Raw genomic sequence first — 22,247 nt, 5'->3', positions numbered from 1 at the left:
GGTCGTTAACCTGATCTTCAACTTCTCCGTCACTCAGACCATACCAGGTGCGGAGTAATTCAATCTTGAATAAAACAAGGCTGTCATAGCTGAGCCGGCCAGTAGACTTATAGCCTTTTGTATAAGCCACTTCTATTATAGCACGAATAGGTCCCCAATCAATGATTGTATTTATTTGTGAAAAGAATGTCTGCTTGACCTTTCTTTGCGCAAGGAACATATCAACAAAACTGGGAGAGGGCAACTTCTGTTTCATACAATAAAGGTACAAAAAATATTTAAGAAAGACAAATTATAAGAGGGGTTTTGCAGAGGTCTCATATTATTTCTTGATAATAGCATGCAAATCATAAAGTAATATGGTGCAGATTATCCCGCAATATACCCTTGATTACATCAGCATTCCACTTTCTTCTTGCAGCAAAACTATGCAAACATCCATCCCATAAGAAGTTACTCTTTCATGCATCTCAAGCCCCTCACCGGCACAAGAAACAGCCTAAATCGACTATTGAGCAAAAAAAGTTAGCCAAAAAGTTGTTGTTTTATCAGATAAACACTACCTTTGAGACAGCGAAAAAGAAAAGGACGAGTCGCCCCGCCCTGTTTGTTTTCACAACGGAAAAATCCTTATTGTGACTTGCTTAAATAATATCTGAGTGCAAATATTGGAGTTTTTTACTAAAGAACCAAACAAAATAAAGAAAATATATGAAAACAATTCTTGGCTTAGATTTAGGAACCAACAGCATTGGTTGGGCCAAAGTCATCGTTGATGACAATGAGAATTATTTAAGAGACATTCAACTTGGCAGTCGTATCATCCCCATGAGCCAAGATGTTCTTGGCAAGTTTGACAAAGGAGTAACAGAGTCCCAAACCGCCATCCGAACGAACTTCCGAGGCATTCGACGCCTTAGAGAGCGCACTTTGCAACGCCGCGAGCGCCTCCATCGCGTGCTACACACGTTGCATTGCTTACCTCCTCACTACGATTCGGCCATAGGATGGGACAGGAAGACGCCCACTACTTATGGTAAATTTTTAAATCATGGTGAACCTAAATTGGCATGGGAACGCCGAGGAGACGGCACAATGCAATTTCTTTTCATGGATGCTTTCCATGAGATGATAGCAGACTTCGCTAAATATCAGCCCGCACTCGTTGCTAACGGCAAGAAGGTGCCGCTTGATTGGACGATTTATTACCTGCGTAAGAAAGCACTTACGCAACCCATCAAGAAAGAGGAGCTTGCATGGATTTTGCTCAACTTCAACCAAAAGCGTGGCTATTACCAACTTCGTGGCGAAGAGGATGAAGAGAATGCCGCAAAACATGAAGAATATCATGAGTTGAAAGTGGTTGGCGTTGAAGCCGATGAAGCAGGAAAAGGTGACAACACCTGGTATAATGTAAAGTTAGAGAATGGCTGGATATATCGTCGTCAAAGTAAAATACCCTTAAACGACTGGGTGGGTAAAGTCAGGCCTTTCATTGTGACAACCGAATATGAAAAAGACGGAACAACACCCAAAAAAGATAAAGAAGGCAACGTGAAACATTCCTTCCGCTCACCAGATGAGAAGGATTGGGGGCTGCGAAAGAAACAAACGGAGCACTCATTAGAAGCATCGGGCACGCCTGTTGGCGCTTTTATCTATGACCACCTCTTAAAAGAACCCTCTGATAAAATCCGCGGAAAATTCATCCATACCATCGAGCGTAAATATTACAAACAGGAATTAACAGGCATTCTTCGTGAGCAAAGCAAACACCATGAGGAACTACGCAGCAAGGACATGTTAAAAGCATGCGTCGAAGAGTTATATCCAAACAACCCGCTTCATCGTGAAAGTCTGTTGAAAAAGGACATGCCTTACTTGCTCATAGAGGATCTTATCTTCTACCAACGCCCGCTGAAGAGCAAGAAATCGCTGATTGCAGAGTGCCCCTATGAGGCCTATTCCTATGTGGACAAGGAAACAGGAGAAATGAAACGGCAAGGCATTAAATGTATAGCAAAGTCCAACCCCTACTACCAAGAATTCCGTTTGTGGCAGTTTATAGCCAACTTACGCCTACGCAATCGAGCCGATGATCGCAACGTAACAGCCGAGTATCTGCCTCATCAAGAAGACTATGTTCGCTTGTTTACCTATTTGAACGATAGGAAGGAAATCAATCAAGAGACGCTGTTGAAGGACTTTTTCAAGTTGAAAAAGGTAACGATAGGTGGTGAAAAGGTGTTTCCTATTCGCTGGAACTACATCGAAGACAAAGAAAAGAAATATCCTTGTAATGCAACACGCCACGAACTTCTCTTTGCACTCGACAGAGCTGGCATAGAACATAACTGGTTAAATGATCGAGATTTGGCTTATCGATTGTGGCACTTGCTCTATTCTGTCGACTCTAAAGACGAAACAGAGCGTGCATTGCGCAAGTTAAAAGATGACGATGCTTTCGTTGAATCATTCTTAAAAATTAAGCCCTTCGAGAAAGAATATGGTGCCTATTCAGAGAAAGCCATCAAAAAACTGCTGCCCGTTATGCGGAGAGGAAGTTTATGGAACGAGGCAGACCTCTGTCCTTCTACAAAAGAGAGGATTGCTAATATCTTGCAAGGTACCATTGATGAGAAACTCAAAAAGAAGATAGGCGTGTTTATTTCGTCTTGTCAACAGGTGTCAGACTTTCAAGGACTGCCCGAATGGTTGGCGTGTTATGTGGTATATGGACGCCGTTCTGAAGCTACAGACATACAGCGTTGGGAAACACCCGAACAGCTTTTAGATTATATTCATAAGTTTAAACAATATTCCTTACGCAACCCTATCGTGGAACAATGCATCCTTGAAACCCTCCGTACGGTATATGACATTTGGAAAGAAGCGGGACATATTGATGAAATCCATGTAGAATTAGGCCGAGAAATGAAAAAGACGGCCGAACAACGTGCACATCTCACAGAGAAGGTGCTGCGCAATGAGAACACGAATCTCCGCATCAAGAGTCTGTTGATGGAATTGAAAAACAATGCTGATATAAAGGACGTTCGCCCCCATTCACCGATGCAACAAGAAATCTTACGCATTTATGAGGAAGGCGCTTTGCAAACATTATCGAAGGAAGACGCAGCATTTACCGAGATCACGAAGATTTCAAAAATGGCACAACCCTCCGCAAGTGAGTTGAAAAGGTATCGATTGTGGCTCGAACAAAAATATCGTTCGCCATATACGGGGAAACCGATTGCACTTTCAAAACTTTTCACTTCAGCCTATCAGATTGAGCATATCATTCCTAAAAAACGCTATTTTGACGACTCGTTCTCCAACAAAGTTATCTGTGAAGCAGAAGTAAATAGAGAGAAAGGCAGCATGTTAGCCTATGAATTTATTAAGAAACGTGGTGGCGATGTAATACATTGTACGACTTTAGGTGATGTTACTATCTTGAGCGAAGCTGAATACAAAGCCTTGGTAACAGAATTGTATGCGAATAACACATCGAAGAAAGAGAAGCTACTGATGGAGGATATTCCTCAGGAATTTGTCAACCGACAACTGAATGACAGCCGCTATATCAGCAGGGTGGTGATGACTTTGCTTTCTAATATTGTGCGCATTGAAGGCGAAGAAGAGACCACTTCCAAATTTGTTATTCCGTGTTCGGGAGGCATTACCGACAAACTCAAGAAGGATTGGGGTTTAAATGATGTTTGGAACAATATTGTTTATCCGCGTTTTGAACGCTTGAATGCACTCACCAACACCACTGACTTTGGCCAATGGGAGAACAAAGAAGGGAAACGGGTGTTCCAAACTTCGGTTCCACTTGAGCTGCAACGTGGCTATCAAAAGAAGCGCATCGACCACCGACACCATGCTATGGATGCATTGGTGATTGCCTGTGCCTCACGCAATATCATTAACTATTTGAACAACAAAGAAGCTAATGACCCCACGAAGCAAGAAAATGCGCGAAAACAACTTTGCATTAAAAATCGCATTATCCGCAAACCTTGGGAAACCTTTACGCAGGATGCCTACAAGGCTTTAGATAACATTGTGGTGAGTTTCAAAAACTATGTTCGTGTGATCAATAAAGCCACCAATTATTATGAACGGTATAATGCCAACGGAAAGAAAGTCGTTGACGAACAAAAGGGAGAAGCGATGTGGGCTATTCGAAAGCCTATGCACCAAGGCACAGCCTATGGTCATGTCAACTTGCGGCGCAAAGCTGTCGTTAAGTTGAAAGATGCGTTAGAGAATATTCCTACGATTTGTGATAAGACGCTCCGCCATTATATTCAAGACTTACAGAAAAAGCACTTCAACACCAAGCAATTGCTGGCACATTTTAAAAGCATTAATTACCGCTTAAATAAGCAAGCGGTTGATAAAGTTGAAGTTTGGCAGTATAGTGATGATAAAGAAAAGCTGGCAGCAACGCGGAAACCATTAGACACTTCATTTGATGCAAAGCGCATTGCCACAATCACCGACACAGGCATTCAGAAGATTCTGTTGAACTATCTTCAAGCAAAAGGTGGCGACCCTGCCATCGCTTTTACACCCGAAGGAATTGCCGAAATGAATCAAAACATAGCGATTTATAATGAGGGCAAGCAGCATCAGCCCATCCTAAAGGTAAGGATTGCAAAGCCAATGGGAAAGAAGTTCCCTATAGGACAAACGGGAAATAAAGCCTTTCAATATGTAATAGCAGAAGAAGGTACAAACCTTTACTTTGCTATCTATGAAGATGAAGAGGGCAATAGAACCTATGACACTATTGCACTAAGAGAGGTTGTAGAACGATTGAAGCAGGGACTTACTCCTGTTCCAGAGAAGAGTGAAAAGGGGGTTGCATTGAAATTTTATCTCTCACCCAACGACTTGGTGTATGTACCCACCGCGGATGAACTACTTTCTAAAGCATGTAGTTTAGACAAAAATAGAATTTATAAGATGGTAAGTGCAACAATGAACCGATGTCTCTTCCTACCTCATCGTGTGGCAAAGACGATTTATGACAAGGTTGAGTTCGAGGCTTTAAACAAGATGGAAAGAGCTTTGACTGGAGAAATGATTAAGCCAATTTGCTGGAAAATGGAAGTTGACCGCTTAGGTCACATCGTCAACATCATCAAATAGCCCCCTTAGCTTATGATTAAGAAAACACTTTGCTTTAGCAATCCCATCTATTTGAGCCTACGCCATGCGCAATTAGTGCTCCATCTGCCTGAAGTGGTGCAGAATAACACGCTACCCGAAGCAATGAAAAAAGAAGCTGAGCGTACCATCCCAATAGAAGATATTGGGGTGGTGGTGCTCGATAACCCTCGTATCACGGTAACTTCGGGTGTGTTGGAGGCTCTATTAGACAACAATTGTGCAGTGATTACATGCGACCAAAAGAGTATGCCTGTGGGGTTACTTCTGCCTTTATGCGGCAACAACACGCAAAATGAGCGATTTCGTGCACAAGTAGATGCCTCACTCCCCTTGCGTAAACAACTATGGCAACAAACCATCAAACAGAAAATCTTAAATCAAGAGCATGTTTTACGTACTACTACGGACAAGGAAACCAACTGCATGCGCGTATGGGCAAACGAGGTACGCAGCGGTGATCCGGACAATCTTGAGGCACGAGCAGCCGCCCACTATTGGCGCAATCTATTTCTTGATTATCCTCATTTTGTTCGCGATCGGGAGGGGACTCCGCCCAATAACCTCCTGAATTATGGCTATGCTATCCTGCGTGCTGTCATTGCTCGTGCCTTGGTTGGAAGCGGTTTGTTGCCAACTTTAGGTATCCACCACCACAATCGTTATAATGCTTATTGTTTGGCTGATGATATCATGGAGCCTTATCGCCCATATGTTGATCAACTTGTTATTCAGATACTGAATAAACATAAAGAGGCTTCAGTGCTTACAAAAGAACTAAAAATGGAACTCTTAGGCATTCCGATGCTCGATGTTGTAATGAATGGAAAAAGAAGTCCTCTTATGATTGCTGCACAACAGACAACAGCCTCGTTAGCAAAATGCTTCTCTGGAGAAATACGCCACATCAGTTATCCTGAGCTGTAACCCCACTTATGGTCGACTTTAAACGCTTCAGTGAGTATCGCATTATGTGGATTCTCGTATTCTTTGACTTGCCTACAGAAACCAAGAAGGAAAAGAAAGCCTATATGGATTTTCGGAAAATGCTGATAAAAGATGGTTTTACCATGTTCCAATTCTCTATCTATATTCGCCACTGTGCAAGTATAGAAAATGCAGAAGTGCACATGAAGCGCGTGCAAGTCAGCCTTCCCCAACATGGAATGGTGGGAATGTTATGCATCACCGATAAACAGTTTGCCAACATTCGTCTTTTCTTTGGCGAGAAACCTAAAGCGCCTAACGCACCCGGACAACAATTGGAATTATTCTAAAGGACGTAGGATGGCAAAGATAAAAGCTATCCATCTCCCGATAAAAAAGCTCTGTTAAAAAAGAAAAAATATTTTTATCGCTTACGAACAATCTACCATGCAACCAAGAAATATGGAAAGAAGGCTTCATAAGAAGTTACCTTAATAGAAAACAAAAATCCCACTTCAATGAAGTGGGATTTCGTTTTGTGGTACCATTTTTTATTTTCTTCAACAACCTTATATCCTTTTGATAAACAATAAATTACAAAGAATCAATTGTTGTTGCTACCACAAAGATAGATATTTTTAAGCAAATCACAACCCAGGTGAATAGTGGTAATCAGCAATCTATATTGTTGTTGCTACCACAAAGATAGATATTTTTAAGCAAATCACAACCAATGTTTCAATCATTTCTGCAATATCCTATTGTTGTTGCTACCACAAAGATAGATATTTTTAAGCAAATCACAACGTTTGAAGGACACGATTAATAACTGCACCTATTGTTGTTGCTACCACAAAGATAGATATTTTTAAGCAAATCACAACTAGTTTTTTTACTCATAATCTTTGTTGCTTGTTGTTGTTGCTACCACAAAGATAGATATTTTTAAGCAAATCACAACGCTGCTGATAAGGTTTATGAGCGCGGTAAAGTTGTTGTTGCTACCACAAAGATAGATATTTTTAAGCAAATCACAACCGGTGCAACCGTCGAAAATCTCGTTTTTGTGTTGTTGTTGCTACCACAAAGATAGATATTTTTAAGCAAATCACAACCCACAATAGCCGCTAATGATGTGCGCATTGGTTGTTGTTGCTACCACAAAGATAGATATTTTTAAGCAAATCACAACAGTTCTCGTTCTTCTATATCTACGAGATAAATGTAATTATTACACCATGGGACGAGAGAAAGAATTACAAAAGACAACTGGAGCGTACACCACTGATGCCACACTCTCATCATTATACCCATCACGCGAAGGATTATCTATACTTAGATAGACTCTTAACATGAGAGGCCAGAGAAAACAAAGCTCAGTTGCGGAAAAAGGAAAATGGAAAAGAAGTTCTCAGAGAGCATTGCAAATGTATTATAACCCACCCATCCACCATGGTGTGTTTGGCGCATACCACCAAGGGTAGTCCCCAGTTTCCTCTGCTATCATTAATCTAAGTTCCGCCTTTATCGAGCTTCGTAAGAGAAAAATAAAAAAGCTAATGAGTAACAAGGCTACACCAACAACAAACCGGAAAGCTGTTAGTTCAAAGAAAGGGATAATAAGGAATGAAGGGAATGTAATCCAAAGAATAATGGTGAGCAAAATTCTTGCGCGCACTAACGCCCTCATATAAGCCCCCCTGGACATTTTGTTTTTGTTTATTGTTCTCATATTCTGTTATTTTATAAATGCAAAAATAGCTATTGTTGCTACCACAAAGATAAATCTTTTTAAGCAAATCACAACATAAACTTAGTTGCTTTTCCGTCATCTTGTGTTGTTATTGCAACCACAAAGGTATGATGTGGCAAGCTAAGATAGTCCTTTATAGGAAAGCGTCTACAGCACACACACATCACTTATTGATTATATTTTTCTAAATGGAGTAAGTATTTTCTTAACTATGCTTGTTATAATGATAGCACTGCTGATAGGATGAGTTGCATAACGCAATTGATTTTCAAGAGACTCATGCCACGATGGTGCCCTTATAAATTGTGCGAAAGAAGTGTGTTGTGGTTTATAACTCTCTAAAGTTTTATGCCTACCGAATCACAAGTTACATTGATTGTAGCACAACCTAAGCTATAAGAGATTACTACTTAAATGAGGCATTTTATAATAACACGGAATGAAGATGGCATTTACCATACCTTTCATCACAAGAAAAGGTGTAAGTGGATGCCTTAAAAGCTATATTGATTATTAATTTTCATATTCTAAATATTACTTGATTCAAACAACATGAAATCAACTGTACAAAAGAAAACAAGTCGAAACATACCCTGGAAGAAGTCGCTTTGCGTGGGTATGCTCTTCATTTCGGCCACTCATGTGTGGGCTGAAAATCCACTTCTTCTGGCAGCTTCACTGCCCAGTACGCTTCGTTTTGAAACGATTCTCCCAGCGCCACAACAAACTCATGTTGTAGAGGGAAATGTAACCGACGTGAAAGGCGAGCCGCTTTTGGGGGTTACCGTACGCGTGAAAGGAACGAAAAATGCCGTTGTCACAGATTTAGACGGCCATTTTAAGATTCAAGCATCACGCGATGCCGTATTGGAACTTTCCTATGTGGGCTACACTTCGAAAGAGATCAAGGCCAATACCATCAACAAGCCTATTATTTTGGAAGAAAATTCAAAAGTGCTTAATGAAGTGGTTGTCACTGCCTTAGGTATTAAACGCGCAGAAAAGGCTCTGAGCTATAATGTTCAAAAGGTTACTGCCGACGAACTGACACGCAACAAAGATGCCAACTTTGTGAACTCGTTAGTAGGTAAAGTGGCTGGTGTGCAAATCAATGCGGGTGCTGGAGGTGCAGGAAGTGCTGTCCGTGTTGTGATGCGTGGTACAAAATCTATTGAGAAAAGCAACAATGTCTTGTATGTGATTGATGGTATACCGATGTACAATCATGCTTTTGGTGGTGGTGAAGGTGCCTATTCAACACCTATGGGTTCGGAAAGTTCTGCAGACATCAACCCTGAAGATATTGAAAGCGTGAATATGCTTACTGGTCCATCGGCTGCTGCATTATATGGCAGTGATGCTGCAAATGGTGTTGTCATCATCAACACCAAGCGCGGTAGTAAAGATAAGACGAGTGTCACAGTGAGCAATAGTAGTACTTTCTCTCGTGCTACGTTCCTACCAAAGATACAGAACAGCTATGGTACAAGTTCTGGACTGATGAGTTGGGGAGCCCAGCAAGTGGGTGACTTTGATATTGCGAAATTCTTCAATACAGGTTCCAATATCATTAATTCGATATCGTTGTCAACGGGGAATAGCAAGAACCAGACCTATTTATCCATGTCAACCACAAATGCGAAAGGTATCGTTCCGAAGAACACTTATTCGCGTTATAACTTCACAGCCCGCAATACCACATCGTTCTTAGATGACAAATTGGTATTAGACTTCGGTGCAAACTATATTCTACAGAAGGATGCAAATATGGTGTCGCAGGGTAAATATAACAACCCCTTGCCTGCATTATACCTCTTCCCTCGTGGCGATGACTTTAATGAAATTCGCAACTATGAGCGCTGGGATCCAGTATTGGGCTACATGACGCAGTACTGGCCTTATGGGGAAGGCGTTCATTCACTGCAAAATCCCTACTGGATTCAGAACCGAATGGAGCGCACAACAGACAAGCATCGCTATATGTTGAACGCATCGTTAAAGTGGAACGTATATGACTGGCTAAACGTTGTAGGGCGCGTTCGGGTTGACAATTCTGAATACCGACTACTGAACAAGAACTATGCTTCTACCTTATTAACCATTTCGGATGTGAATGGTGGTTACGGAGATCAGACACAACACGATCGGACACTTTATGGAGACGTGATGGTGAACATCAACAAACGGTTTGGAGAGCACTATAATCTCACGGCTAATATCGGAACATCGATAAAAGACCAGGTGTTTGAAGCTGCTGGAGGTGCAGGTAATCTCCTCCTTGTGAACTTCTTTGCAATGAACAACATCAACTATGCCAACAAGTACAAAACGATACAAGAGGGTTGGCACGATCAGACACAATCTGTCTTCGGGTCGGTAGAGCTCGGCTATAAGGACATGCTTTACCTCACCGTTACTGGACGTAATGACTGGGCATCACAATTGGCCTATTCCGACCAATCATCGTTCTTCTATCCATCTGTCGGCTTATCGGCTGTTGTCTCGAACATGACCAAGCTGCCTGAATGGATAACCTTTGCCAAGGTTCGCGCGTCTTATTCCAACGTAGCATCCGCCTTTGACCGCTTTTTGTCAAACCCCAGTTACCACTTTAACAATCAAACCCACTTGTGGGAGAAGTCCAACGTTGCACCATTAGCACACATGAAGCCTGAGAACACTCGTTCATGGGAGCTTGGTTTGAACACGAAGTTCTTAAAGAACACCATTAACTTGGATGTTACCCTCTACCGCTCCAATACGTACCATCAAACTATTTATGGAAAGACAAGCACATCATCGCTTTACTCTGAGCAGATTGTGCAGAGTGGTAACGTGCAAAACCAAGGAATCGAGCTATCATTAGGATACCGCAACACATTTGGCAGGATAGGTGTTTCCTCGGTTCTCACATATACTTTAAACCAAAATGAAATCAAAGAGTTGTCGAAGGCCAGTGTCAACCAGCAAGGCATTCCAGAGATACAAAAGGCATATCTTGGTGCCAGTTCTGTCGCTCCGCAAGTTATTTTGCGTGAAGGAGGTTCAATGAGTGACATTTATATCAAACATGAACTGAAACGAGATCCAAACGGTAGCATTGCCATCGATCCCTCTTCTGGTAATTTAAGTATGCAGGAGGTGGCACAACATAAGGCTGGCCATTTAGCTCCCAACTATAATATGGGTTGGAACAACTCTATCTCCTATCAAGGTCTCACGCTTGGCTTTGTGCTTTCTGCGCGCGTTGGCGGACTGGCTTACTCTGCCACGCAGGGTATTCTCGACTATTATGGCGGTTCAAAAGCTACTGCCGACGCACGTGATAATGGTGGTATTCCCGTAAACTTTGGCAAGGTTGACGCTAAGAAATACTATCAAACTATCTCCACTGCAGAGGGTGGTTATGGCGCTTATTATCTATATAGCGCTACCAATGTGCGTTTGCAAGAGCTAAGTTTAAGCTATGACCTACCTAAGAAGTGGTTTAGCAATAAGCTCAACCTATCTATAGGCTTATTGGCACGCAATCTATGGATGATTTACTGCAAGGCGCCTTTCGATCCCGAACTGTCGGCTTCTACCAGCAGCAACTATTATCAAGGCGTGGACTATTTCATGCTTCCTTCAACCCGCAACATTGGTTTCAATGTTAAAGTTCAATTCTAATCACAGCATATCCTTATGAAACCTATAAAAAGAATAACCAGCATTGCTCTCCTCATCTTAGGCTTGGCAAGCTGTACAAGCAATTTTGAAGATTATAACACCAATCATTACGCCATTTATAAAGGTGATCCTTCTGTATTACTCCCAGCCATGATGGAGCCTTTGATGTTTGTCCAGCAAAACAATTCACAAATGGTAGACCAAATGGTCGGCGCATTGGGTGGCTATATGACTTGTTCAAACCGCTGGGGCGGCCAAAACTTTGACACATTCAACGCCTCAGAGGGATGGAACGCCTTACCCTTTAACATACCCTTCAAAGGGCTCGTTAACCTCTATAGCATAGAGGAATCAACGCATAAATCGGGGCATTACTGGGCAATGGCCACCCTATTAAAGGCAGCAGTGCTCATGAGAGTAGCTGATTGTTATGGACCTATTCCATACAGTAGCATTGCCAATGGTCAGTTCAATACGGCCTATGAGTCCGTAGAGGATGTTTATACGCACATCATTACCGATCTCACCTCTGCAGCCAACACGCTCTATCAGTATAGCCGTCAATATCCATCATCACGACCCTTGGCTGCCAATGATTTGCTCTATGCAGGTGATTACAGCAAATGGGCACGCTTAGCTAACTCCATTGCCTTACGTGCCGCTGTGCGTATTGGCAACCAAACAGCAGCAGAGCAGATCTGTAATAGCGCCGCGGGGCTCATAGATGCCAATCAATACAATGCATTAATGTCCCCTGGCGTACAAGGTAACCCCTACCAACTGGCATCCACCAGCTGGGGCGACTTGCGTGCAAGCTCATCGATTGTCGACTATATGAATGGTTACAATGACCCACGCTGTAGCGCTTACTTCACAGCGTCGGCATTCGACCCCTCACGTTATATTGGCATGCGAACGGGCGAAGCGTCGTTCCAGAAGAACGATGTAGCCAACTATTCATTGCCCAAGTTTCAAGCTACTTCACCATTACCCATTTGCGTCGCTGCTGAGGTTTCGTTCTTAAAAGCTGAATGTGCGTTGCGCGGTTGGAACGTTGGCGGAACGGCACAAGCCTTTTATGAGCAAGGCATCAAGCTGTCGATGGAGCAATATGGTGTAGACGCAGCAACCATTCAGGCTTATATCCATAATAACACTGCTACCCCTGACGGACATGCCAACGATCCGCGTGGCTCGAAGTATAACTATCACCGCAATACAACGGTTAAGATTGAATGGGATGCCGATGGTAGCGACCATAATTTGGAACGCATTATTACACAGAAATGGATTGCCATCTATCCCATGGGGCTCGAGGCATGGGCTGAATACCGCCGCACAGGGTTCCCCGAGTTAGCACCATCTTTGGATAATCTCAATCCACAAGTCATCACTAACACACAGCGTGGCATGCGACGCTTGCGTTATCCCGACACGGAGCGCGACCTTAACAAGCAGAACTACGAAGCGGCTGTAGGGTTACTAAATGGCACTGATAACGAAGCAACAGACCTGCCATGGGCTAAGAGAAATTAAATCAAAGCACTTGCTTCGCTGCAGCCTGTCGCAACAGCTTTAACCGAAGCAATGCTCACATTTTATCAATAAATAACAGTTTATATTATGCATCATATTTTCAAAGCATTAGGTTTGACAAGTCTTGTGCTATTGACAGCCGCATGTAGCGACTGGACAGAGACCGAAGCACTACAGATGACCCAATACACCAACACGGAGATAGCGAAAAAAGAAACCTATTACCAAGCGCTCAGAGAGTGGAAAAAGAGTCCACACTCCATATCGTTTGGATGGTTCGGTGGCTGGAGTAATCCAGCTGCATCAACTACAAACATGCTGGCCGGACTACCTGATTCCATGGATGTTGTGTCATTATGGGACAACTCCACCAATCTTTCAGAAGGACAAAAGCGCGACCTTGAGTTTGTGCAAAAGGTAAAAGGCACAAAAGTGTTGTACTGCAGTTTCACCAGCTATGTTGGACAAGGAGCAACACCTAAAGCCCACAATGCCGACGAAGCTACCCGACATAAATTCTGGGGATGGGAAGCTGGCAACGCTGAAAAGCAAGAAGCTGCTGTGCGCAAGTACGCCAATGCCATTATCGACACCCTTAGCAAATACAACTATGATGGCTTCGACATCGATTTTGAACCCAATTATGGTTACGGCGGCGAACTGGCGAGCAACTATGAACTCATGCATGTCTTCATCACCGAACTGGCGAAACACATTGGGCCAATGTCGCCTCATCCCGAGAAACTGCTCATCGTGGATGGAGAACCGCAAACGCTTCTGGCCAAGACGGGGCCTTTCATCAGCTATTATGTCATTCAAGCTTACTTCGCGAAGGAAGGGAATTTGGATGGGCGCTTGCTCAATGGCATCGATAAGTTTAAGTCTGTAATGAGTGAAGAGGAAATCACTAACCGTTATGTCATGACCGAAAACTTAGAGAGTGCCATCGATTGCCTGAACGGAGGGTATTCGTATTCTACCCGCGACGGACAGCCCACCCCCTATCGTTCATTAGAAGGCTTTGCACGATGGCAACCGCTCAATGGTTACAGAAAGGGAGGCTTCGGAGCTTATCACATTGACGGCGAAGCTGTTAACACGCCTGCATACAAATACTTCAGGCAAGCCATACAAGCGCAAAACCCCGCAGTGAGATAAAACATTTAACCCGCATGCAACGGCTCTGTCTACATCATGTCGCTACCTGCACAGGGTTGACAGGCCTTAGCATCGCACATCAACAACAATTAAAAGATTAGTTTATGAAATTCATTCGATACATCTTATTATGCAACCTGTTGGCATTCATCGCATGTAATGATGCCGATTATAAGACCATCGACAACAGTGCGTTCATCAATGAGAGCCGCACAAGCACAAGTGCAAAAGTAATCATCACCGATGATGGTGCAACAGCCGAACTCACGCCATGCCTCACAAGAGAGGCACCGCACGACTGCAAACTGAAGTTAGTGGTCGACACAACGCTCCTCCACCAATACAACGAGCAGCAAGGCACAAGCTACGTACCATTGCCCGATGGAGCCTTTTCGATGCCTTCCGAAGTTATTATTCCCAAAGGCGAGTACTCGGTTGACCCTATCAAGATTAATATTCATCCACTCACGCAGGCTATGATTGGTGAAAGCTACGCTATACCCGTGCGACTGGTCAGCGAAGACACTGCTATTCCTGCTATGGCTAAAACAGGTTCCTTTGTCATCACTACCGAGGCTATCATCACTTCAAAACTGCCCCAGTTTACCGGTGCTGCAATGCTCGAAGCTGCAATGCCCAAAGGGGATGAAACCTATAATGAGTATACCATTGAAGTAAAGTTCCAGGTGAGCAACACCTATAATCGCGACCGTGCCGTCTTCATCAACAATGGCAACGGCGAATCCAATTTTGTGTTACTCCGTTTCGAAGATCCGCAGACCGATACTGGCGAGCATAAGGCTCACTCCTTAGTGCAGATTGTAGGACGCAACCGCATCTACATGAACCCTGCCTTTTCATTTGTGCCTAACAAGTGGCAACATTTAGCCCTCACCTGTGACGGCTCTCATTATCGTCTATACATCAATGGCGCCTTTGCGGGCATCAAAGATATTCCTGCAGGAGCGACAACCTTTAAAACGTTCAAATGGTTTACAAAGGGAGACGATCCTTACAGCCGCTGGGGCGCATGTAAAATACTCCTAACAGAGGCACGCGTGTGGTCGGTTTGCCGTACGGAGACGCAAATACAAAAAAACCAGTCAACGGTTAGCCCTAAATCAAAAGGATTAGAGGCTTATTGGCGCTTTAATGAAGGTTCGGGCAACACGTTCAACGACGCCACGGGACATGGACACACGCTCACAACCCATGCCACTCCTATCTGGGTGGATGGTATTAAATCAACTGATGAACAAACCAACTGGCAATAAAACAAAATGACAATGAAACATTTTTATCATATCCTCACTGCAGCTACTTTTGCCTTCACAGGCTTGTCGTTACTCAGTAGCTGCCACAGCGACGACAAAGCTATTGAAGATGAATGGACAGCCACCTACGTTTATTTGCAACGTGTAGACTATCTCACGCCATCACCTAAAACGTTTCGCATTGATCACTCCAGTGAAGGGCTTTCAACAGGCATTGACATGCCGTTTGTAGTGAAAACACAGAAGCCCACCTCACAGGATGTGCGTGTTAATCTTGAATTGCGTGACACCCATGCGCCCAATATAGGGTTACAAATTCAAGACAAGGCAGGCAATAGGCTCACGTCATCACAGGTTGTTATCAAGGCTGGCCAACAATGCTCCGATACACTACGCATCGTAGCCACCAATCTTGAAACACTGAAGACTAACGAACAAAAGGTGAACTTAGCTTTTGATGTAGTGCTCACGGGCATTGAAACCTCGCAAAGCAACACTTTCATCTCGCCACGCACAACAATGAGCGACCTTGCCGCGAAGATTGAAAAAGGTGCACTGCAAAATATGAAGATGGGTACACCTGCTGTCAATGATTTACTTGACCGCACAGATTGGGTCATCACACTGGGAGCTGGAGCCGAGAATAGTGCTGCTAACCTCGTCGATGGCAATTATTGGAGCGATGTTGCACGTAGTGGACAAGGATTTACCATCACCATTGACCTTGGTGCCGAAAAAACCATTCATGGCATCAACACCACGTCATGGGCTTGGACAAGTAATCGCTATGCACCGCAAGAAATTGAGGTTGCCGTGTCTAAAGACAACGCCACATGGACATCATTGGGCACTTTGCTTACTTCGGGCGGCTATCAAGATATAACCTTGCTCAGTCATCCGAAAGCACGCTATCTCAAATATACCATTTTGAAAATGCCTACATCTAATCGTGTCAGCATTGTTGAATTCAATCTCTATGGCACCGATAATTAAGCGACATCAGAGTTACATGTGTACACTTTGAGACATTCAAATTAAAAATGAACTTTGTATTTGGTTTTTAATTATAGTGTTCCTACCGGCCGTGATGGTTAGTAGGAACTTTTTTTCACAGCTTTCCTTTCAGCATTCCCACCATGTTGCAATTTTCTAATCCCTATCGTCCTACCCCACTCGACACTGCCCAATATCCATTTCATAACACATCATGTTTTGTCTCCTGCCTACACTTTTTTTATATTTTCATAAAATCTCTCTCAAAAGTGTGCATGTTTGGTCATGCTTTGCTCAAAAAACAAGCAATCATGCGCCATGTTGACCATCATTTTTTTAAAACACTAAAATTTTAGATAGACTGATATCACTTTTTCTATAAAACAAAAAATTCTTCATGCCCTTTTAGCCTCCATTCTATTAAAACACATCAAAAATATGGCCTTGTCGACAAGGGTCATATTCATTCATGGTCAACTATGTGCCTTGTTGCACATCATTTTGCACTATCCATTCCAACCATGCGCAAGGTTAAACAAGAAATGATCTATTCACATACCATTGTGCAAGGTTAAGTCCTTGCTGTGATGAAAAAACAGCCGTCCTATCACCATTTTAAAAATAATTCAAAAAAAGTTCTGCAAAAATTTGGAAGTTATGGTTATTTTTGATAGTTTTGAGGCAATTATTAACGTGATGTCTGCTAAAGGCATAAACAATTATTACATTTTTTTACATATATGACAAAAAAATCTATTCCAACAACAACAACACTCCCCGAAATGATCAGTTTCAAGGGTGTTAATCATTACGAGTTTCGCAATGGCGTACATGCCGAGTTCCATCGCAATCAGTATGATTTAGTGCGCGCAGTTGACAAAGCTAAAATCGGTGTCACCGATGAGCTATTAAAGCACTGGCTCGACCAAATCAATCTCGAAGATGAGTCTAATCGCCGTGTCGGAATGACAGTCTTTACAAAAGAGGTGCGAAAAAAGGATGCCTTGCGCAACGAGTGTATCTCCACACTATTTAGAAATGTGCATTCTTATAAATTCACACCCATCAAGGCGCAAAAAGAGGCTTATGAGAAGCTATACCCTATCATCAATAGCTATCGAAACATTCAATATGAAGGAATGAATGAGAAAACGGCACACATTAGGGGCTTAGAGATTGATTTAAAGAAACAAGCAGCCTCAATGACGGCATTGCATTTAGATGAGATTTTCACAGCACTGCATGATGCCAATGAAGCTTATCGCGAACTCTGTACAAAACTAATTGATGAAAGCATTGATGCCACGCTACCATCGTCGCGAACGTTACGTGCTGCCACTGATCAAGATTTAAAATTAGTGCGCCATCACATTGACTTAGCTTATTTTGGTGCAACCGATGCCGACACGAAGAAGTTAATCTTAGAGCTGGTAAATAAGATGGACCACGCTGCCACCTTGTCGAAAGCATCTCATCGATTGAGCAAAGCACAACGCAAAGCGGCAGAGATAGAAGAGCTCAAGAAACTTCATAAAACACTGCAGCCATTATATGCTGCATTTGAAGCCAAGAAACAATGGCCCACTGGCAGCTTGCAATTCACCGAGAAAAAGCTAAAAGTGAACAAGAACATCTGTTATCAACTTCAACTCAAAGACAGCGACACCTATGTTTGGGTGCGCATAGAAAAAGATGCACTCGTTGAGGTTGAACTGCCCAAACGGCTTCGCAATAAGCTTATGAATACTGCAAAGGCGGACACAAAGCATGCTGCAAACTCATCTAAAAAAGCTTCCACTGGCACATCTGATCAAGCAAAAGACGATAGAAAGAAGAAAGCTGGCAAGACTGAGAATAAAGCAGAAGGTGGAGAAACGTCAACCGAGACACCTGGAGCATCGCTTGGAGAAGCCACTGTGACACCCAAACCATAGTCGTGCATGGCGTCATGAAGCACCGCTGCACAATGTTGGATTTGTGCTGAAACAATGTAGCAACAAAAGGTTGCATGTAAAATCGTTTTATTTTCAACAAAGGGGATACGCGATGGCGTGTCCCCTTTGTTCATCTATATACATTGCATGCTTTACAAAGCGATAGCCCTGCTGGCACATTAGCCCTGCAGTAAAGAGGCCCTCACTCCTCTATTCAACTATGGTCACCTTGTAACCATTGAATGTTGCACGTTGTTCTGGTGACGGATGCAATAAAAAGATAGGCGTGTCCATCAAGCTATCGTTGGGGAGTGTTTCAACAGCTTGCCATTTCAGCGATAGTCCATCGGCCACATAGCGTGCCAATTGCGTTTTGTCGGCATCGGCTTCTATCGCAATCACTTCCGTGTGGCGATGCGTCAGCGCAAAGAGCAAAGCAAATTCACCCCAACCACTGTTTAACACTACTACGCGCTGAGCCGTGCAAGGTGTGTCAACCCATGCGGCATAGTTAGCAAACTTTGTCAAATTACGCTTCACTTCGCGCACGACTTCGACGCCCTTAAAACGATACTTGTCTAACGTTAGCTGACGATAATAAGCAGCTGTTTCAATCTGTCCAGCTACCTCGCGATACCAGTCCACATAATATTGACGCACCCGCTTGGTGCGCATGGCATAGTCTTCGCCCCATGCTGCATCGGTGGCCATGATGCGTTGCCCTGCGCAAACCGTTATCTTCCCAGCAAAGGCACACCAGCTATTGCGCGGCAGCACTTCGTTCACGCCATGCAATAGCAACGGCACCACATCGACCTGCAATGCCTCGGCCACGTGGAAGGCACCCTTGTGAAAACGCAATATCGACGAGTGGTCGTTGCGCTCACCCTCGGGAAAGAACACGATGCTATAGCCAGCAGAAAGGGATTGCTTCAATTGCTTCAGGTTCAACATTTGGCTGTCAATCAACCGAATGTGGCCAAACCAATCGAACACCTTGCGGATAACAGGGTTAAGACTGGCATGCTCGTTGGCCACGATGAGCAATCGGGGTGATAGCGCCATCACAATGGCAGCATCTAACATGGATTGATGATTGCACACCACCACAGCGGGCTCCTTGAGCACTTTTGCAAGAGCTGGGTCTTCATGCCATGCCACCGTGGGAATGTGTTGCAAGTCATAGCGGAAGAGCCGATGCACCCGTTTCTGAAAACGCTTGCGTTTGCGCGCTGTCGGTTTTGTCAGCACAAAAAGCCTAAAGCCCAAAGCATAGATGTAAACCAGCTGTGCGAAGAAAACAGTGGCCGAGAGCGCCATCACAAGGAACGGCTTCAAGGAATAGGGGCGCCGACGATAATGGCTCTTCGTCCCCACCAAACCGCTATATAAGAGCGGAGGCAGAATATAGGCCATCAGCACCACGGCAAACATACCTACGATTGTTACTTCGGCTAAAGAGTGCAGTGCTGGATGTTTGGCCAAGATGAGCGAACCTATACCGATGAACATAATCAATGCCGAGATGATGATCGATTGCTTATAGGCGGCCAGAAGCTTGCGCCGATAAGCATATTCGTAGCTCACGCCCTCGGTGATGAATATGGTATAGTCGTCGCCCTGCCCAAAGATGAAGGTGGCGAGAATGACATTGACAATATTAAACTGAATATTGAGCAGTGACATGATTCCTAAAATCCAAACCCAGCTGACCGCCATCGGGAGAAACGATAATAATGCCAATTCAATGCTGCCAAAGGAGAACCACAAGAAAAAGAACACAATGAGTGCACACGCCCAGCCAATGTAATTGAAGTTATTGGACAAATTGTTGGCCAACGCGGAGTTCATAGACTTCACATCAAAACTATAGCACGTGTCACCCGTGAACTGTTTTTCAATCTTAGCTACTTCCTGAGGGGCAACATCCAACACGTTGACAATGCTAAATGTGCCTGCAATGCTGTCGTGACTCAAGTTTCCCTGAAAGGCAGTCGTGGTTAAAGGCGCAAAGGAGGAAGGAGGAAGGGGCATGAACTTGCCGTTGAACATCACTTCGAAGTCGTAGAACGAATCGGGCGCAAAGCCTGCCTTCATGCCCTCACGGCGCAAGACATCCGGCAAATCCTTATGCTGCTGGCGAAAGGTGTCCCACAGCTTTAGCCGGCGCACTTGCTCCGCGTTGGAGGTAAGGAAGGGCGCGCAGGTGGACAGGGTGGAACCTTTCATGTGGTGTTGCACCTGCTCTAAAGCCGGTTGCAACAATTGGTTATGTTGCAAGGCCTCATCCATGGTCATGCCGTGCGCTACGACGTAGACCTTTTCGGTGGTGGTATCGCGTTGCAACAAGGTTTGAAAATAGCGCATATCGGCCTTTTGCTCTTCGGTCATGTAGTTGATGTGGCTCATATCGGCATCAAACTTTGTCTGCAGGCTGAAATAACCCAATACTCCTGTGAGCAGCGCTATCGCCCATACAACCCCTCGTTTGCGTTCCAATGAAATGTCGGTGAAACGGGCAAAGCGACCCCATGGTTTTGCCTTAACCGGTTTCACCACGTGGGGAAGATAGATGAGCACCAAGAGAATGGTGCCCACCAAGAGGAACGAACTGAAGAGCCCCAAGTCGCGCAGTGCCACCGACTGCAATGGAACCAATGCCAAAAAGGCGCCCACAGTGGTCACGTTGCCAACGAGCAAAGGCACCGTAATTTCCTTTAGTGCACTGCGAACGGTGGAGGTATGCGATAGATGGGAGATGAAATGCAAGGGGTAATTGATGGCTATGCCCAGAATAACCGACGAGATGCCAATGACTATTACTGACACGTGATCGTGTACCAACGCCAATCCCCCCATGGCGAACAACCATCCCCAGGCCACAGCTAAGACAATGAGGAGCAGGTTTTTAAGTCGTCGGAAGGTGAGGAAGAGCAACATGGTGATGAGAAGGATGGCCAACGTTACCGACAAGAGGCTATCGGTCTTGATTTGTGTAGCGTTTCCAACGGCAATCACCGGTCCGCCTGTCAAGTGCACTTCGAGCGCGGGTTGGCTCTGCTTTACCTTGGCCGCTTGCGCTTTGAGCAAGGCGATGAGCTGTGTATTGTGCTCCGTTTCGCTCGAGCCAAAGGGCGACTCAACCATCACAATGGCCCGTTTCATATCGGGTGAGAAGATGTAGCCGTCATAAAGTTCGTAGTTGAGCGAGAGATGGCGCTGTTGCAGTTTGCCCACGACGGGGGTAAAGAGGCCCAAAGGGTCGCGCTGGATGTTACTGGTGAGCATGTTGCCAGTGGGGAACATCAACATACGCTTGTCCTCTTGCAGTTGACGCGCTGCAAAGCCTGGATCACGCAAGAGACTGTCCATGCGATGATAGTCATGAGGGGTGAGGAATAGCGGCATGTAGCGGTAGACAAAGTCCACCACCTGTTGCATTTTCTCCATGTCGACTTGTGCCGTCAGCTGTCGCGCTATGCCTGCCGTATCAGCGGCCTGAAGGTTGGTTGTGAAGCGTTCTATCGCTGAAACCATTGCATCGGCATCTGTCTTTTGCCCTTTCTTTGCCTGAAAGATGACAAAGATTTTATTGGCTCCCGAAATATCTTGATAAACCTTTAACCCGCTTTGGTGGGTTGAGCTAAGTGGAAGAAAATCCGAGATGTCTTCTTTGTATTGCAACGTCAGCACCAATGCTACCAAGAGTGCTGTTGTTACAAGAAAAGAAAATAGGCGCATGGCACGGTGCATGCGCAAGAAATCATAAACTTTTAGTACTACTGAAACCATACTATTATCATTCAATTCGTCATAGGCCAC

General features: G+C 44.3%; 11 protein-coding genes, 1 pseudogene and 1 CRISPR repeat array. Of the genes and pseudogenes, 9 read left to right on the top strand and 3 right to left on the bottom strand.

The window, feature by feature from the left end; all coding sequences use genetic code 11:
• Positions 1 to 256: pseudogene (locus X919_RS0110170) on the bottom strand (IS5/IS1182 family transposase); the annotation flags it as partial.
• Positions 257 to 711: 455 nt separating this feature from the next.
• Here X919_RS0110170 and cas9 point away from each other — a divergent pair.
• From cas9 to cas2, 3 genes are read left to right on the top strand one after another with little or no spacing between them, the layout of a single operon-like run.
• A complete protein-coding gene (cas9, locus tag X919_RS0110165) occupies positions 712 to 5,163 on the top strand; it encodes a type II CRISPR RNA-guided endonuclease Cas9 (protein WP_028900028.1) in 4,452 nt (1,483 codons plus the stop codon).
• 12 nt (positions 5,164 to 5,175) lie between these two features.
• A complete protein-coding gene (gene cas1 / locus X919_RS0110160; RefSeq protein WP_028900027.1) occupies positions 5,176 to 6,108 on the top strand; it encodes a type II CRISPR-associated endonuclease Cas1 in 933 nt (310 codons plus the stop codon).
• Positions 6,109 to 6,152: 44 nt separating this feature from the next.
• On the top strand, positions 6,153 to 6,458 hold the full coding sequence (gene cas2 / locus X919_RS0110155) for a CRISPR-associated endonuclease Cas2 (RefSeq protein ID WP_081759460.1): 306 nt from the start codon (positions 6,153 to 6,155) through the stop codon (positions 6,456 to 6,458).
• A 258-nt stretch (positions 6,459 to 6,716) separates the two neighbouring features.
• Positions 6,717 to 7,300: a CRISPR direct-repeat array (repeat unit 46 nt; unit sequence TTGTTGTTGCTACCACAAAGATAGATATTTTTAAGCAAATCACAAC).
• A 240-nt stretch (positions 7,301 to 7,540) separates the two neighbouring features.
• Here cas2 and X919_RS16640 read toward each other — a convergent pair.
• Positions 7,541 to 7,840: a hypothetical protein gene (locus X919_RS16640; RefSeq protein ID WP_155949709.1), complete on the bottom strand. Its 300-nt coding sequence runs from the start codon at positions 7,838 to 7,840 to the stop codon at positions 7,541 to 7,543.
• Positions 7,841 to 8,413: 573 nt separating this feature from the next.
• Here X919_RS16640 and X919_RS0110145 point away from each other — a divergent pair.
• From X919_RS0110145 to X919_RS0110110, 6 genes are all read left to right on the top strand, one after another.
• Positions 8,414 to 11,530: a SusC/RagA family TonB-linked outer membrane protein gene (locus X919_RS0110145; protein WP_028900024.1), complete on the top strand. Its 3,117-nt coding sequence runs from the start codon at positions 8,414 to 8,416 to the stop codon at positions 11,528 to 11,530.
• A 15-nt stretch (positions 11,531 to 11,545) separates the two neighbouring features.
• Positions 11,546 to 13,066 carry a SusD/RagB family nutrient-binding outer membrane lipoprotein gene (locus tag X919_RS0110140; protein ID WP_036917808.1) on the top strand — a complete coding sequence of 507 codons (1,521 nt, stop codon included), beginning with the start codon at positions 11,546 to 11,548 and terminating at the stop codon, positions 13,064 to 13,066.
• A gap of 87 nt (positions 13,067 to 13,153) precedes the next feature.
• Positions 13,154 to 14,224: a glycoside hydrolase family 18 gene (locus tag X919_RS0110135; protein WP_028900022.1), complete on the top strand. Its 1,071-nt coding sequence runs from the start codon at positions 13,154 to 13,156 to the stop codon at positions 14,222 to 14,224.
• 104 nt (positions 14,225 to 14,328) lie between these two features.
• Positions 14,329 to 15,498, top strand: coding sequence for a BT_3987 domain-containing protein (locus tag X919_RS0110130; protein WP_028900021.1), 1,170 nt, complete (start codon positions 14,329 to 14,331; stop codon positions 15,496 to 15,498).
• A gap of 12 nt (positions 15,499 to 15,510) precedes the next feature.
• Positions 15,511 to 16,491, top strand: coding sequence for a DUF4999 domain-containing protein (locus tag X919_RS0110125; RefSeq protein WP_028900020.1), 981 nt, complete (start codon positions 15,511 to 15,513; stop codon positions 16,489 to 16,491).
• 740 nt (positions 16,492 to 17,231) lie between these two features.
• Complete coding sequence (locus X919_RS0110110; protein ID WP_028900019.1) at positions 17,232 to 18,425, top strand: DUF6261 family protein; 1,194 nt, start codon at positions 17,232 to 17,234, stop codon at positions 18,423 to 18,425.
• A 210-nt stretch (positions 18,426 to 18,635) separates the two neighbouring features.
• Here the strand turns inward: X919_RS0110110 and X919_RS0110105 are convergent, their stop codons facing one another.
• Positions 18,636 to 22,217 carry a 1-acyl-sn-glycerol-3-phosphate acyltransferase gene (locus tag X919_RS0110105; RefSeq protein ID WP_028900018.1) on the bottom strand — a complete coding sequence of 1,194 codons (3,582 nt, stop codon included), beginning with the start codon at positions 22,215 to 22,217 and terminating at the stop codon, positions 18,636 to 18,638.
• Between the last annotated feature and the right edge of the window lie 30 nt (positions 22,218 to 22,247).

The organism is Prevotella sp. HJM029, assembly GCF_000599605.1.
GTDB lineage: Bacteria > Bacteroidota > Bacteroidia > Bacteroidales > Bacteroidaceae > Prevotella.
Note: the sequence above shows the minus strand (reverse complement) of the source record. Positions and strands in the feature narration are given on the sequence as shown.

Coding starts and splice junctions, on each gene's coding strand:
- cas9 (WP_028900028.1), top strand. CDS start 712: ATGAAAACAATTCTTGGCTTAGATTTAGGAACCAACAGCATTGGTTGG.
- cas1 (WP_028900027.1), top strand. CDS start 5,176: ATGATTAAGAAAACACTTTGCTTTAGCAATCCCATCTATTTGAGCCTA.
- cas2 (WP_081759460.1), top strand. CDS start 6,153: ATGTGGATTCTCGTATTCTTTGACTTGCCTACAGAAACCAAGAAGGAA.
- X919_RS16640 (WP_155949709.1), bottom strand. CDS start 7,840: ATGAGAACAATAAACAAAAACAAAATGTCCAGGGGGGCTTATATGAGG.
- X919_RS0110145 (WP_028900024.1), top strand. CDS start 8,414: ATGAAATCAACTGTACAAAAGAAAACAAGTCGAAACATACCCTGGAAG.
- X919_RS0110140 (WP_036917808.1), top strand. CDS start 11,546: ATGAAACCTATAAAAAGAATAACCAGCATTGCTCTCCTCATCTTAGGC.
- X919_RS0110135 (WP_028900022.1), top strand. CDS start 13,154: ATGCATCATATTTTCAAAGCATTAGGTTTGACAAGTCTTGTGCTATTG.
- X919_RS0110130 (WP_028900021.1), top strand. CDS start 14,329: ATGAAATTCATTCGATACATCTTATTATGCAACCTGTTGGCATTCATC.
- X919_RS0110125 (WP_028900020.1), top strand. CDS start 15,511: ATGAAACATTTTTATCATATCCTCACTGCAGCTACTTTTGCCTTCACA.
- X919_RS0110110 (WP_028900019.1), top strand. CDS start 17,232: ATGACAAAAAAATCTATTCCAACAACAACAACACTCCCCGAAATGATC.
- X919_RS0110105 (WP_028900018.1), bottom strand. CDS start 22,217: ATGGTTTCAGTAGTACTAAAAGTTTATGATTTCTTGCGCATGCACCGT.